This is a genomic window from Klebsiella sp. GB_Kp047 (assembly GCF_040065235.1).
Classification (GTDB): Bacteria; Pseudomonadota; Gammaproteobacteria; order Enterobacterales; family Enterobacteriaceae; genus Klebsiella; species Klebsiella quasipneumoniae.
Genome location: NZ_JBEAJG010000041.1, coordinates 489051 through 502288, shown reverse-complemented (window position 1 = coordinate 502288; position 13238 = coordinate 489051). Strand labels below are relative to the sequence as shown.

General features: G+C 60.3%; 12 protein-coding genes. 7 read left to right on the top strand and 5 right to left on the bottom strand.

The window, feature by feature from the left end; genetic code table 11:
* Positions 1-31: 31 nt before the first annotated feature.
* The 5 genes from ABLV76_RS22970 to ABLV76_RS22950 all read right to left on the bottom strand — a co-directional run bounded on the left by ABLV76_RS22970 (position 32) and on the right by ABLV76_RS22950 (position 5646).
* Positions 32-1402, bottom strand: coding sequence for an efflux transporter outer membrane subunit (locus ABLV76_RS22970; protein WP_060655736.1), 1371 nt, complete (start codon positions 1400-1402; stop codon positions 32-34).
* Entirely contained in the window at positions 1399-2484 is a 1086-nt protein-coding gene (locus ABLV76_RS22965; RefSeq protein WP_004204059.1) for an HlyD family secretion protein, read from the bottom strand. Before ABLV76_RS22965 ends, ABLV76_RS22970 begins: the two co-directional genes overlap by 4 nt.
* Positions 2485-2512: 28 nt before the next feature.
* Complete coding sequence (locus ABLV76_RS22960) at positions 2513-4165, bottom strand: MFS transporter (protein WP_017898724.1); 1653 nt, start codon at positions 4163-4165, stop codon at positions 2513-2515.
* Entirely contained in the window at positions 4165-4596 is a 432-nt protein-coding gene (locus tag ABLV76_RS22955) for a MarR family transcriptional regulator (RefSeq protein WP_004204063.1), read from the bottom strand. The genes ABLV76_RS22960 and ABLV76_RS22955 overlap by 1 nt, the downstream gene beginning before the upstream one ends.
* A gap of 135 nt (positions 4597-4731) precedes the next feature.
* Positions 4732-5646 carry a LysR family transcriptional regulator gene (locus ABLV76_RS22950; RefSeq protein ID WP_323088472.1) on the bottom strand — a complete coding sequence of 305 codons (915 nt, stop codon included), beginning with the start codon at positions 5644-5646 and terminating at the stop codon, positions 4732-4734.
* Between the two features lie 100 nt (positions 5647-5746).
* Here ABLV76_RS22950 and ABLV76_RS22945 point away from each other — a divergent pair, with 100 nt between their 5' ends.
* The 7 genes from ABLV76_RS22945 to ABLV76_RS22915 are packed head-to-tail and all read left to right on the top strand — an operon-like array spanning position 5747 to position 13229.
* Positions 5747-6745 carry an aldo/keto reductase gene (locus ABLV76_RS22945; RefSeq protein ID WP_017898722.1) on the top strand — a complete coding sequence of 333 codons (999 nt, stop codon included), beginning with the start codon at positions 5747-5749 and terminating at the stop codon, positions 6743-6745.
* A gap of 49 nt (positions 6746-6794) precedes the next feature.
* On the top strand, positions 6795-7982 hold the full coding sequence (locus ABLV76_RS22940; RefSeq protein ID WP_017898721.1) for an MFS transporter: 1188 nt from the start codon (positions 6795-6797) through the stop codon (positions 7980-7982).
* The gene (locus ABLV76_RS22935) at positions 7979-9043 is read left to right on the top strand and encodes an aldo/keto reductase (protein WP_023289473.1); all 1065 of its coding nucleotides are present in this window, start codon (positions 7979-7981) and stop codon (positions 9041-9043) included. The genes ABLV76_RS22940 and ABLV76_RS22935 overlap by 4 nt, the downstream gene beginning before the upstream one ends.
* Positions 9044-9103: 60 nt before the next feature.
* On the top strand, positions 9104-10588 hold the full coding sequence (locus ABLV76_RS22930; protein WP_348878495.1) for an FAD-dependent monooxygenase: 1485 nt from the start codon (positions 9104-9106) through the stop codon (positions 10586-10588).
* A 2-nt stretch (positions 10589-10590) separates the two neighbouring features.
* Positions 10591-11796, top strand: a complete 1206-nt coding sequence (locus tag ABLV76_RS22925) for an acetyl-CoA C-acyltransferase (RefSeq protein ID WP_135683122.1) — start codon at positions 10591-10593, stop codon at positions 11794-11796.
* A gap of 13 nt (positions 11797-11809) precedes the next feature.
* On the top strand, positions 11810-12595 hold the full coding sequence (locus ABLV76_RS22920) for an AfsA-related hotdog domain-containing protein (RefSeq protein WP_135683123.1): 786 nt from the start codon (positions 11810-11812) through the stop codon (positions 12593-12595).
* On the top strand, positions 12576-13229 hold the full coding sequence (locus tag ABLV76_RS22915; RefSeq protein WP_348878494.1) for an HAD-IB family hydrolase: 654 nt from the start codon (positions 12576-12578) through the stop codon (positions 13227-13229). The genes ABLV76_RS22920 and ABLV76_RS22915 overlap by 20 nt, the downstream gene beginning before the upstream one ends.
* The last annotated feature ends 9 nt before the right edge of the window (positions 13230-13238 follow it).

Genomic DNA, 13238 nt, shown 5'->3' with positions numbered 1-13238 from the left:
CGGACGGTGGCGGACCGACGCGCGCAGGCTTTCACGCGTTCATCCAGCCGCCTCCCAGCGCCCGGTACAGATCGATCTGCGCCAGCAGCAGGTTATTCTTCACCTGGACCACGCTAAGCTGGGTGGAGAACAGCGTTCGCTGGGCATCAAGCACATCCAGATACGAAGAGTAGCCGTTACGGTAGCGATTCTGCGCAATGCGCAATGTTTCCTCCGCTACCGCCACCTGTCCCTGCAGCTCGGTCAACTGTTCGCCGTAGCGGCTAATGGCGTCAAGGCTGTCATTGACCTCTTTGAACGCGCCGCGCACCGTTTTCTCATAGCTGTACAGCGCCTGGTTGCGCTGGGCCATGGAGACATCCACCTGGGCGTTTAACGCCTGGCGGTTAAGCAGCGGCGCCAGGATGCTACCGCCAATGCTCCACAGTCGCAGCGGATCGTCGAGCAGATCCGGCAGCGTCCGGTCCTGCAGGCTGCCGGTGGCGGTCAGGTTGATAGACGGCAGCAGCTGCGCCTGCGACGAGGCCAGGGTGGCATCGGCGGCTACCAGCTGACGCTGGGCCTGTACGATATCTGGGCGGCGGTTGAGTAGGGTGGACGGCAACTGCGAGGGCAGACGCAGCGGGGTGAGCCCGGCGAATTCGCCGCGTTTTACCGCGCCGGGGTTATCCCCCAGCAGCACGCTGAGGGCGTTTTCCTGCTGCGCAATCTGGTGCTGCAGCGGCGGGATCTGCGCCCGCGTTGAGCGCAGCTCCGAATCCGCCTGCATCAGCTCAAGGCGCGAGGTATACCCGGTTTCAAACTGACGTTTGGCCAGCCGCCAGGCGTCTTCCCGTGATTGGAGCGTCTGCTGCGTGACCCGCAGCTGCTCATCCAGCGACAGCAGCGTCACGTAGCCCACGGCCACCGAGGTGGCGACGCTCAAATTGGCCGCGGCGGCAGCGGCTTTCTGCGCCTCGAGGCTGGCCCCGGCGGCGCTGGCCGCGCTGCGGTTCGCGCCCCAGATATCGACATCATAGCTGGCGGTCAGGCCGCCTTTGTACAGCGTGCTGTGGATCGGCAGGCCGGTGGCGGCGGACTGCGCGCGGGCGCGGGTGCCGGTCAGGCTGGCATCCAGCGAGGGAAAAAGGCTGCTGTCGGCGGCATACGCCCGCGCCTGATACTCATTGACCCGCTCGCGGGCGATCAGCACATCGCTGTTATAGCGCAGCGCCCGGTCGACATACTGATTCAGCGCACTGTCATGAAAATTGCGCCACCATACGCCTTCCACCGGGCTGGCAGGGCCAACGTCGGCCCGCCAGGCGGCAGGGATGGTCAGGGTCGGCTGCGCGCGCTGGACATCGGCGGACTGACAGCCGACCAGCGCCAGGACGATGACAAGGGTGACCGGGCGGATCATGGCTGCTTCTCCGCGCGGGTATCAATGGTCACCTGCACCGACATGCCGGGGCGCAGGCGCTCGCTGTTGCGCTGCCCCTCGTTAACCGTGATGCGCACCGGGATGCGCTGGGCGATCTTGACGAAGTTGCCGGTAGCGTTGTCCGGCGAAATAGCGCTGAACTCCACCCCGGTCGCCGGGGAGATACTCTGCACCTTGCCGTGGAAGGTCTCGCCGTTGAGCGCGTCAACGGTGAAGGTAACCGGCTGGCCGATACGCACATCGGCCAGCTGGGTCTCTTTCAGGTTGGCGATCACCCAGTGCTGCGGCGGGACCAGCGAAGTCAGATGGGTTCCGGCGCTGACGTAAGCGCCAAGACGCACCGAAATCTGCCCCAGCTGGCCGCCGGTGGGGGCGATGATCTGCGTATTCTGCAGGTCAATCTGCGCCAGTTCGAGGGCGGCTTTGGCGCTGGCCACGTCGGCCTCCAGCGAATCGCGATTGACGATGGTCGATTCGAGATCCTGGCGCGACATCTCCAGCGCCGCTTTCGCCTGTTCAATATCCGCTGCCCCCTGGGCGGCGCTGGCGCGGGCGGAATCACGCTCGCGGATCGACAGCGAGCCATCGGCGGTCAGTTCCTGCACCCTTTTTAAATCGGCCTGGATTTTCAGATTCTGCGCGCGGGCGTTTTGCAGCGCGGCTTCGTTTTTGGCGATCGTCGCCTCGGCGCTTTTGCGCTGCTGCAGGTTGTTGCGCAGCGCCGCCTCCTTCATCGCCAGGGTGGCCTGGGCCTGGTGCACCCGCTGTTTATAGATGCGATCGTCTATCTGGAACAGTACCTCGCCCGGCTGAACGATGGCGAAATCCTTGACGTTGACGGCAGTGATGTAGCCGTTGACCTGTGGGCTGATAAAGGTGGTCTGCCCGCGCACGTAGGCGTTGTCGGTAAACTGGCTATGCCGGGTGAACGGCGGTAGCTGCCAGGCATAGAGGATCACCAGTACGCCGACGAGGCCTATCGCCGCGGCGGTAAAAATGGAGACCACGCGAATGTTGTTTCGGGTATTGGCCTGTTGTTTGGCCGCATCCTGCTGACTCATAACGACTCCAGAGATGAAATGATGATAATTATTTGCTGCCAGTGGCGCGTTTTAAAGCGATACGGGCGGTCAGTCGTAAGCGAATTAAGCGCCAGAAAACCCACACTAACGTCCCGGCGGAGATCGCCGCCGTCAGCAGATAGGTATCATTCCAGGCGAGAATATTGGCCTGCAGCGTCGCGGCGTTTTGCAGGAGCGTCGTGGCCTGGACGTTAAGCAGCGTGCTGTCGCCGATCTGGCTCTGGTACATCTGGCTGTACTGCTGCAGGCGCTCGACGATCAGCGGGTTGAGGGTGGTGATCTGATCCGCCAGCTGACTGGAGTGAAATTTCTCCCGCCAGGTCTGGAAAGTACCGAGGATCGCCGATCCCAGCAGGCCGCCGATGTTCTGGCTCATGCCGAACAGCACCGAGAAGCTGACCAGGTTGCGCGGATCGGCGAACACCCCGCCAATACCGGCGAGCATCGCCGGCGCCAGAAAGAAGGCGCTGCCGAAGCCAAGCAAAAACTGGCTGAACATCAGTTGTTCCGGGCGGGTGAGGGCGTTGGACTGACTGTCGAGCAGCGAGGCCACCATGATCAGCGCCAGGGCGGTGGCGGTCGGCCAGTAGAGCTTCTGCGGGTTAAGCGTCAGGCAGCTGGCAATGATCCCGCACAGAATGCCGGCGAAAATTGACCACGCAAGGTTGGTCATCTGTTCGTTTTGCAGGCCAACGTACTGCAGCCAGCCGATCACCCCGGTATTCTGCTCCGCCAGCACGATGCGGATCAGCAGCATAATCAGACCGAGGCGCAGGATACTGCCGCTGGAGAGCCATTTGGTATTGAGCAGGGGATTGCTGCGGTTATGCTCGAAGGCGATGGCAGCGACGATCAGCACCACCGCCGCCGCCAGCGACCAGCCGATCCACGGCGCTTCGAACCACCACTCGAGCCGCCCCAGCGACAGCACCGCGCACACCAGCGCCATGCCGGGGGCCAGCAGGAAGAAGGTGATAAAATCCTTCTTCTCGAACACCTTTTTACGATCGCTCGGCGGCAGCTTCAGCGCGATGACGCAGGCCAGCGACACCAGCGCCAGCCCCAGTTCAAAGAAGTAGAGCCCGCGCCATTCGTCGGTCTGCAGCAGCTCGGTGGAAAAGAGGCGCGCCAGCGGAATGGCCAGCGACGAGCCAGTGATACCGATGGTCAGCCCTTTAAGGCGGTGGCGTGCGGGCCAGGCCTGCACCTGATAGTAGATCCCCAGCGAGCTGAGCGCCGCGGCCACCATGCCGTGGGCGGCGCGGACCATCATCGCCGAGCTGAGATCGTTGACGAACAGGTGGAAGAAGGTGACCAGCACATAGAGCACCAGAAAGCCTTCGGTAAAGGCGCGCAGCCCGAACTGTTGACGAAATTTCACCAGCAGCAGGTTGATGGAGACGTTGGTCATGACATACACCGCCGGCAGCCAGGCGATCTCCGTCGACCAGGCGGCGAAGGTGCCCTGCAGCAGCTGCAGATTGGCGGTGACTACCGCGTTGCCCAGCGCGCCGGTGAGGCACACCAGCAGCCCGACCACCCCGTAGGCCAGGCGCTTCGCCGGGCTGTGCAGCGGCGTCGATGGCGAGCCGAGCAGGGCCGGTTTTTCATGCGGCGCCCAGTCATGGGGGGCGTAAGGGTTACTCTGACGACGGGGCATTATTTCTTCTCCACTTCGCGCAACAGCTTTTCCAGCACCCGCTGAGTTTGTTCCCGCTCCTGCGGAGTAATCGCCGTCAGGATCTCTTCACGCAGATCGTCCGCCACCGTTTTGACCTGCTCGAAGAGGGCCTGCCCCTGGTCGGTGACCACCAGCAGCCGCTTGCGTTTATCGCGGTCGGTGGTGACGCGCTCCACCAGGCCGAGGGTCACCAGGCGGTTGATCAGCGGCACAATGGTCGCGCTCTCCACTCCCAGCTCCTGCGCCAGTTCGCTTTGCGACAGCGGCTGGTGATGACGGGCGATAGCGGCGACCGCTACCCAGCTGGCCTGGCTGAGGCCGAGGTTTTTCAGCCGACGATTAACCGCCAGCCGCCAGTGATGGGCGGTCAGATATAAAAGATGGGAGAAGTTTAGCTGTCGATGGTCCATAGGTCGTCTGCCAAAATCGTTAGAGCTCTAACGAGTTTATGCCTGACGACCGACGAAATTCAAGGGAAAGGATAAATAAGGGTTAACGGTGTGTGCGTTTATTGTAGCGAACAGGAGGATACCCCCTCAGGCCATTTACTCATGGAGGATGCTCTTATTCTGCGCCATCACCCAGGTGATAAAAGCGCGCAGGGGCGCGGGAATATGTTTGCGACTCGGATAGTAGACGCAGAAATGATCCGCCGGGTAGCGGTAGCTGGGCAATAAGCGGCTCAGGCTGCCGGCGTTCAGTTGCGCGGAGACCAGCGACTGATAGACAAAGGCGATCCCCAGTCCGCTCTCCGCCGCCTGGATCATCGCCGTATCGGAATCGACGACCAGATCGCCTTTGACTGCGACTTCGCCTGGCTCGCCGTCGGGGCTGATAAACTCCCACCGATACTTTTCGCCGCTGGGAAAACATCGGTTGATACAGCGAAAATTGATCAGCGACTGCGGGGTGTCGGGCGCTCCGGCCTGGCGGAGATAGTCCGGGCTGGCTACCGGGATCAGCGACAGTTTCTCGCCAAAGGGGATGGCAATCATATCTTTGGGCACATCCCGGGAATAACGAATGCCAGCGTCAAAACCGGACTCGATAATATTCACTTTCCGATCGGTGGTAAACAGCTCCAGCGTCACGTCAGGATAGGCGGTTTTAAAAGCAATAAAATAGCGCTGAAAGAAAAGGTCGAGAACAATGCGCGGTAAATTGACTTTCACCACCCCTTCCGGGGTCAGACGGTGATAATTCAGACTGTCGACTACCCGGCGATAATCATTAACCACCGGCGTCATATTATTAAGAAATTCCTCACCCACGGCGGTTAAAGACAAACTGCGCGTCGAGCGATTGAGCAGGCGCACGCCTAATTTTTCTTCCAGATGATTAATAGCGCTGGTGAGGGCCGGCGGTGAAAGATTTAATGCTCTGGCAGCTTGTCGAAAACTACCATGTTTCACTATGAGTATTAATATTTCAATTTGTTGCAAATCAGGCAACGTTTTCATTGTTAATTTCCAGCTAACACCGCGTTCGGAATAGATTAATTGTTATCAATGTAAAAGGGAAGTATATATTTAATAACATTCAGCACGTAAGGAAAATAAGGTGAAAACACGTTATCTCGGAAAAGAGAAGTTCCAGGTTTCCGCATTGGGTCTCGGGTGTATGGGAATGAGTTTTGCCTATGGCGGCGCTGAGGAGTCGCAGGCGATAAATACCATCCATGCCGCAGTGGACATGGGCGTGACCTTCCTCGATTCCGCCGAAGTGTATGGGCCATTTGACAATGAAGTCCTTGTCGGGAAAGCGATTAAAGGCATCCGCGATAAGGTGCAGATTGCCACCAAATTTGGCTTTCGTATTCTGCCGACCGGCCAGGGGCTGGAGCGGATGGCCGGCGTCGACAGCCGTCCGGAACATATTCGTGAGGCGGTGGAAGGGTCGCTGAAGCGGCTGAATATCGAGACCATCGATCTGCTCTATCAGCACCGCGTCGATCCCGCGGTGCCGGTGGAAGAGGTGGTGGGCACCATGGCCGACCTGGTTAAAGAGGGTAAAATTCGCCACATCGGGCTGTCGGAAGTGTCAGCCCAGACGCTGCGCCGGGCCTGCAAGGTGCATCCGATTACCGCGGTGCAGACGGAATACTCGCTGTGGACCCGTGAGCCGGAGGGCGGCATCCTCAAGGCCTGCCGCGAGCTGGGGGTGGGCTTTGTCCCTTACAGCCCGCTGGGGCGCGGCTTCCTGACAGGCAAAATCACCGACCCCAGCCTCTTCGCTGCCGATGATTTTCGTCGCAATCTGCCGCGCTTCCAGGCCGAAACCATGCGCAAAAACCAGCAGTTGCTCGACCATCTGCAGCAGGTCGCCGGCCGCTACGATGCCACCCTGGCGCAGATGGCTCTCGCCTGGGTGATGAGCAAAGGCGAAGATATCGTGCCGATCCCCGGGGCACGAAAAATCAATCACCTGCGCGATAATGCCGCTGCGGCCGATATTATGCTCTCGCCTGAAGATATTCTCACCATCGATCATATTTTCGCTGCCGAAAACGTCGCCGGCTTACGCTATAACCAGGGCGACTTTAATTTAATCGATAAATAATCTCCTGAATACGTTCCTCCCGCCGTTCTGGCGGGAGATAAGGTAACTTATGACTATTGCTGTTTCCCGTCCGGCGGGATTGCCTGCGGCGGTGTATGCGCTTTCCGTGGGTTCATTTGGTATTGGCACCACCGAATTTGTGATTATGGGTTTATTACTCGATGTGGCCCATGATTTTCATATATCCATTACCCTTGCCGCCTGGTCTATTACCGCTTATGCCTGTGGGGTGGTGATTGGCGCGCCGCTGCTTACGCCGCTATTAAGCCGTTATCGCAAAAAACCGGCGCTGTTATTTTTGATGATCTTATTTTCCATTGGAAATTTAGGCTGCGCGATCGCCGGTAATATGACCATGCTAATTATTGCCAGGGTAATAACCGCTTTCGCTCACGCTTCGTTTTTCGGAATAAGCTCAGTCTATGCCGCGGAGCTGGCGCCGGTAGATAAACGAGCTTCGGCGGTCTCCGCCGTGTTTCTCGGCGCCACCCTGGCCAATATTCTGGGCGTGCCGCTCGGCGCCTGGGTGGGGCAGTACCTTGGCTGGCGCTATACCTTCTATATGGTCACGCTGATCGGCGTTCTCTCCGCCCTGGCAGTCATTGCCCTGGTGCCTGGCCGTCAGGCGCAACCGTCGGCCCAGAGCCGGATCCGTGATGAGCTAAAGGTGCTCCGCCATCCCGCGGTGCTGCGCAGCCTGCTGATCACTGCCCTCGGGTTCTCCGGCGTCTTCGCCGCCTTCACCTACATCGCGCCGATGCTGAAAACCGTCACCGGGATGAGCGAACACCTTATTCCGCCGGTGCTGATGCTGTTCGGCGTTGGGATGGTCGCCGGGAATCATCTTGGCGGCCGACTGACCGACGGCGGCGTCCGCCGGGCGCTGCTGCTGACTCTCGCTTTGCTGAGCGTCGTCCTGTGCCTTTTCCCGTTGGCTATTCAGACGCTGCCTGGTGCCTGCGCGGCGGTGTTTTTGCTGGGGGCGGCGATGTTCTCCACCATTCCGCCGCTGCAGATGCAGGCGCTGGACAGCAGTGAGAGCGGTAAAAGCATGGTCTCCTCGTGCAATATCGCCGCCTTTAACCTCGGCAATGCCGGCGGCGCCTGGTTTGGCGGGCTGCTGCTCGCCTCTGGCGTCTCTCTATCTCACATTCCTCTGGCCGGTGCTTGCCTGACCGCCAGCGGATTGGTTATCGCTAGTGTGACGTTGTCACCTTTAAAAGGAAGTCAAGCATGAAGTATCGGTATTTAGGTTCCACCGGGCTGTCGGTTTCGGAGCTCTGTTTCGGCGCCATGACGTTTGGTGAGAAAGGGGCCTTTCTCGGCGCGCCGGGGCGCAACTGGTCGGAATTCGGCGTGGTGCCTGAGCAGACGGCCTACGATCTGGTGTACAAAGCGCTGGACGCCGGGATTAACTTTTTTGATACCGCGGACTGTTATAAGAACGGCCAGGGCGAAGAGCTGCTCGGCAACGCGCTGAAGGGAAAACGCCAGCAGGTGATTATCGGCACGAAAGGGCGCTGGCAAACCGACCCCAACCCGAATGCGCTGGGGGCGTCGCGCTACCATATCATCAATGCCGTCGAGGCCAGCCTGCAGCGGCTGAAGACCGATTATATCGATATCTATCACCTTCACGGGTTCGATCCGCGCACCGCACTGGAGGATACCCTGCGCACGCTGGATACCCTGATCCGCGCCGGGAAAATTCGCTATATCGGGGTCTCCAACTACGCGGCCTGGCAGCTGGCGAAGGCGCTGGGGATCTCGGAGCGCCTTGGGCTGGAGAAATTCTGCGTCTATCAGGGCTATTACAATATCGCCGCGCGTGAACTGGAGCATGAGATTATCCCGCTCAGCGTCGATCAGAACGTCGGCATCACCGTCTGGAGCCCGCTGGCCGGGGGCTTTCTCACCGGCAAATACCCGCGCAATCAGGCGTTTCCCGAAGGTAGTCGCCTGGCGAACGCCACGCCGTTCGAATCCGCGCCGATCGCCAACCGCGAGCAGGCCTGGCAGACCCTGGAGGTGATGCAGGAGATTGCCCGCCAGCGCAACGCCAGCGTCGCGCAGGTGGCGCTCAACTGGCTGCGTACCCGTCCGGGGATCGCTTCGCTGGTGATCGGCGCGACCAAACTGGCCCAACTGGAAGATAACCTGGCGGCGCTGAACTGGACGCTGAGCGACGAGGAGACGGCGATCCTCAACAGCGTGAGCGAGAAAGAGAAACCATACCCCTACTGGCATATCTGCAATGTCGCCGGCGATCGTCGTCTGGCCGATGATATCTATCCTTAATCACCCTGCACCCAGGCAACACGCGTATGCCCCACATGGGGCATACAGAGAGGCTCGATCGTGAAAAAAGTACTCATTGTTGGCGCCGGCCCGGTAGGGTTAATCATTGGCTGCTATCTGAATAAGTATGGAATTGATTTTGATATCATTGATAAAAATACCCACAGCACCACCTGGTCCAAAGCGCTGAGCGTCAGTCCGGCGACCATTAAAGCCTTCCACGGCTTAGGCCTTGCCGGGGAACTGATCGCCCAGGGAAAACAGGTGCAGTCAGTCTACGCTTACTATAAAAACCGCAAATTTCTGCATATTGATAACCGCCGACTCGCCACCTGCTATCCCTTCCATGTCAGTATCCCGCAGCCGCGGACGGAGAAGATCCTCGAAACGGCATTAGCCGCCGCCGGGCGGCAGGTGAGACGCGGGCACCAGCTGGTCTCCTGGCGCCGGGAGGGGGAGCGCTATCACGTCTCCCTGCTCGACGATGCCCGTCGGGCCTGTTCCGCCGCTTATGACTATATTATCGGCGCCGACGGCGCGGCCAGCACCGTCCGGGAGCTGGCCGGGATCGGCTTTAGCGGTCATGACTATCCGCTGCATTTTGTGATGGCGGATGTGCAGTTCGACCCAGCGGCGGCGCTCCCGGGGACCTCCTACCATATTGATGAGCAAGGCTTTCTGATTTTCCTGCCCATGCCGGACAATCAGGTCAGGATTGTGATTAAAAAAGCCGGGCGCTTGCCGTCGCCGCGTCCGGTGCCGGACCTGCAGGAGATTAACGCCGCGCTGGCGCGCTACTGCCCTCAGGTGCCGCCGGCGCAGAGGCTCACCTGGTCCTCCAGCGCCAATTTCTATAACCGCATCGCCGATGACAATCTGCAGCACCATATTATGCTGGCGGGAGATGCCTTCCACCTGTTCAGTCCCATTGGCGGGCAGGGGATGAACACCGGCGTCCAGGATGCGGTGAACCTCGCCTGGAAGCTGGCTTTCTGTCTGCACGGCGTGGCCACTGACCGACTGCCGGCGTCCTATCGCACCCAGCGCTTCGCCGCGGTGAGCGGTGTGCTGCGCTCCACCGACCATGATACTGGCCTGATCGCCGGTCTGGTGCCGAGAAATCATATCGATGGGGTCTACTTTCCGGAGTTTTGCAACCGTCACTACTATCGTCACCAGCTGCCGCTGCAGTACGCCGGTTTCACCGCGACGCAGGCGCAGGAGACGGAGGGCCTGGCAGGGCACCATGTTCCCTGGTACGTTTTTGCCTCCCCGCAGGCGACGTTTCGCAACAGCTATGACGCCTTCGCCAGCGGTAAGGTGGTGATCATTTCCGCCCGCGCCGCCTGTCCTCCTTTGTCCCGCCTGAAGCAGGCCGGCTGGTTTATGTTCTGCTCCCTCGAACCGGCGGACAAGGCGTTTCTTGAGGCGCTACAGATCGGTCCCGATGACTACGCGGTGGTTAATCCCGATGGCTATGTGGGCTTTACCGGCAGCGAAGCCGGGACGCGGCAGTATCTTTCCTCGCTCTACGTAATGGAATAATCATGAACAAAGTCTATATCGTCGCGGCCTGCCGTACGCCGGTGGGGCGCTTTCTTGGCGCCCTGAAAACGGTCTCCGCGGTGGAGCTGGCAGCGCTCACCGTCAGGCACAACCTGCAGCAGGCCGGCATTGACCCGGCGTGGATCGATGAGGTGATCTGCGGCTGCGTCCTCGCCGCCGGGCAGGGAATGGGACCGGCGCGTCAGGTTGCGCTGCGGGCAGGGATCCCGGTGCAAACGCCGGCTTACACCCTGAATATGATCTGCGGTAGCGGCATGAAAAGCATGACCGAAGGGGCGATCCATATCCAGAGCGGTTATGCCGACCTGGTGGTCGCCGGCGGAATGGAAAATATGAGTCAGGCGCCGTTTTTGCTGCAGGGAGAGATAAGGGGCGGGATGAAATTCGGCGCATTCAGCAGTGAGGATGTGATCCAGCGCGACGGGTTAACCGATCCGCTGCTGCAGATCCCGATGGGGGAAACGGCGGAGGCCATCGCCGCGCAGGAGCAGATCTCGCGCGCGGCGCAGGACCGGTATGCGCTGGAGAGCCATCAAAAAGCCTCCGCCGCCAGCCGTGCCGGCTATTTTGCCGATGAGATTGTGCCGGTGACGGTAAGCGCGAAGCGGGGCGTCAGCACGGTCCGCGAGGATGAGCCGATCCGCCATGATCTTAGCGCCGGGCAGCTGGCGGCGCTGAAACCGGCTTTTCGCGCTGACGGCAGCGTCACGGCGGGCAACGCCTCCGGGCTGAACGATGGCGCCGCGTCGGTGATCCTCGCTTCGGCGCGCGCCGTTGCCCGCTATGGCCTGCAGCCGCTGGCGGAGATCGTCTCCTTTGGCGAAGGCGGCGTCGATCCGTCCATGATGGGGCTCGGCCCACTGCCGGCGATAGCGTGCGCCCTGCGCCGCGGTGGTTTTCAGCTCAGCGATATGGCCCGGCTGGAGATTAACGAAGCCTTTGCCGCGCAGGTGTTGGGGGTGGTCAAGGGACTGGCCAGAGAGCATCAGATGACGGAGGAGGAGATTACTTCCCGCCTGAACGTCCACGGCGGCGCGATCGCCCTCGGTCACCCGCTGGGCAGTTCCGGGACGCGGATTGTGGTCAGCCTGGTGCACGCGCTGCGCCGGGAGAATCAACCGACCGGCCTGGCGTCGCTGTGCATCGGCGGCGGGATGGGGATTGCGTTACTGGTGAAAACGATCTGAGGAGACAAGCGCCATGGAAAAATTAATTGTGGTGGGTGAGAAATTTACCGATTTTGCCCGGCGGCATGAGAATGTGCTGACGGTTAATGAGTTTGAGCGATTTGTCTGGAGCGGCGAGCTGGCCGGCGTCGATAAAATCGTTATTGGTCAGGGGGTACAGCTCGACGACATCTCCCGCACCATCTGCATTATTCGTCAGCACTATCCGGATAAAATCCGCCAGATCGTCAATCTGCAGGATCTCTATTATCAAAACAACCGCGATCATCAGCGGCTGGTACATAAACGTAAAAAAGCGAATATCCTCATCACCTCGCCGGAAAAACGCGATGAGGATAACTATTGCGCGCGCCTGATCCTGCAGGATGCCTCGGAGTTACTCTGCGACCACCAGACCGGGCAACATATTCAGGGGATGGTGCTGATCGAGGCGGCGCGGCAGACCATCATCGCCACCTCGGAAAAATTCCTGCTGGCGGAGGCCGGCGTGGCAATGGCGGAGAAGTACTTTACCCTGAGCTCGCTGCATGTGGCCTTTTCCTGCTTTGTTTTTCCGCTGCCGGTGACCATCGTCCTCAACGTAGTATCACGCAAAAGTTCAGCCCATGGCCGCTTCACCTGCGAATGCTCGGTGGGGTTTGACCAGACCGGCACCCGCAAAGCGGAAGTTGGCTTTAGCTTCAGCGTCTATGACCTTAACTACATCACTCGCAAAGAGTGCGAGCAGGCGGCGCAGTGCCATCAACATTATCTGGTCAGTATTGAGCAGGGGGACGGGGATGAGCATCGCCTTTTTTGATGTGGATGAAACGCTGATAACCGGCAAAAGTATGTTCCTGTTTCTGCACCGCTATGCCGAGGAATATCCGCTGCAGTGCGGTTTGACGGCCGCGGCGATTGTCCGCCAGCTTCAGGCGCTTAGCGAAGCGGGTCAACCGCGGGAAGCGATCAACCGCTACTATTACTCGCTGTTTCGCCACGAGTCGCGCCTCCGGGTGCGGGCGGTCGCCGAGCGTCTGTATCGCGAAGGCGGATATGGTTTTCACCACGAGGTGGTGGTGCGCCTCAGGCAGCATCAGGCGCGGGGGGATGACGTGGTGTTTGTCTCCGGGTCGATGACCGACATTCTCTGGCCGGCGATGGCGGCGCTGGGGGTGGAACATGCCCTGTGCTCGGAGCCGGTGGTGGTGGATGACCGCTATACCGGCGAGCTCTGGCGGACCGCCATCGGCGAACACAAGGCGGCGCATGCTCAGTGCTATGCGCAGGAACAGGGCCAGCCGCTGGCGGCGTGCTACGCCTTTGGCGATCATATCTCGGATCTGCCGCTGCTCACCGTGGTTGGCAACCCCTGCGCGGTGAATCCCTGTCCGGGTCTGCTGGCGGAGGCGCAGCATCGGGGATGGCCGGTGCTGTGGTCCACCGTCGGCTGACGGCGCGAC

Excerpts from the sequence above, each read along its gene's own strand:
- ABLV76_RS22940 (WP_017898721.1), top strand. The coding sequence starts at position 6,795 with ATGACTATTGCTGTTTCCCGTCCGGCGGGATTGCCTGCGGCGGTGTAT.
- ABLV76_RS22920 (WP_135683123.1), top strand. The coding sequence starts at position 11,810 with ATGGAAAAATTAATTGTGGTGGGTGAGAAATTTACCGATTTTGCCCGG.
- ABLV76_RS22935 (WP_023289473.1), top strand. The coding sequence starts at position 7,979 with ATGAAGTATCGGTATTTAGGTTCCACCGGGCTGTCGGTTTCGGAGCTC.
- ABLV76_RS22960 (WP_017898724.1), bottom strand. The coding sequence starts at position 4,165 with ATGCCCCGTCGTCAGAGTAACCCTTACGCCCCCCATGACTGGGCGCCG.
- ABLV76_RS22965 (WP_004204059.1), bottom strand. The coding sequence starts at position 2,484 with ATGAGTCAGCAGGATGCGGCCAAACAACAGGCCAATACCCGAAACAAC.
- ABLV76_RS22970 (WP_060655736.1), bottom strand. The coding sequence starts at position 1,402 with ATGATCCGCCCGGTCACCCTTGTCATCGTCCTGGCGCTGGTCGGCTGT.
- ABLV76_RS22955 (WP_004204063.1), bottom strand. The coding sequence starts at position 4,596 with ATGGACCATCGACAGCTAAACTTCTCCCATCTTTTATATCTGACCGCC.
- ABLV76_RS22915 (WP_348878494.1), top strand. The coding sequence starts at position 12,576 with ATGAGCATCGCCTTTTTTGATGTGGATGAAACGCTGATAACCGGCAAA.
- ABLV76_RS22950 (WP_323088472.1), bottom strand. The coding sequence starts at position 5,646 with ATGAAAACGTTGCCTGATTTGCAACAAATTGAAATATTAATACTCATA.
- ABLV76_RS22925 (WP_135683122.1), top strand. The coding sequence starts at position 10,591 with ATGAACAAAGTCTATATCGTCGCGGCCTGCCGTACGCCGGTGGGGCGC.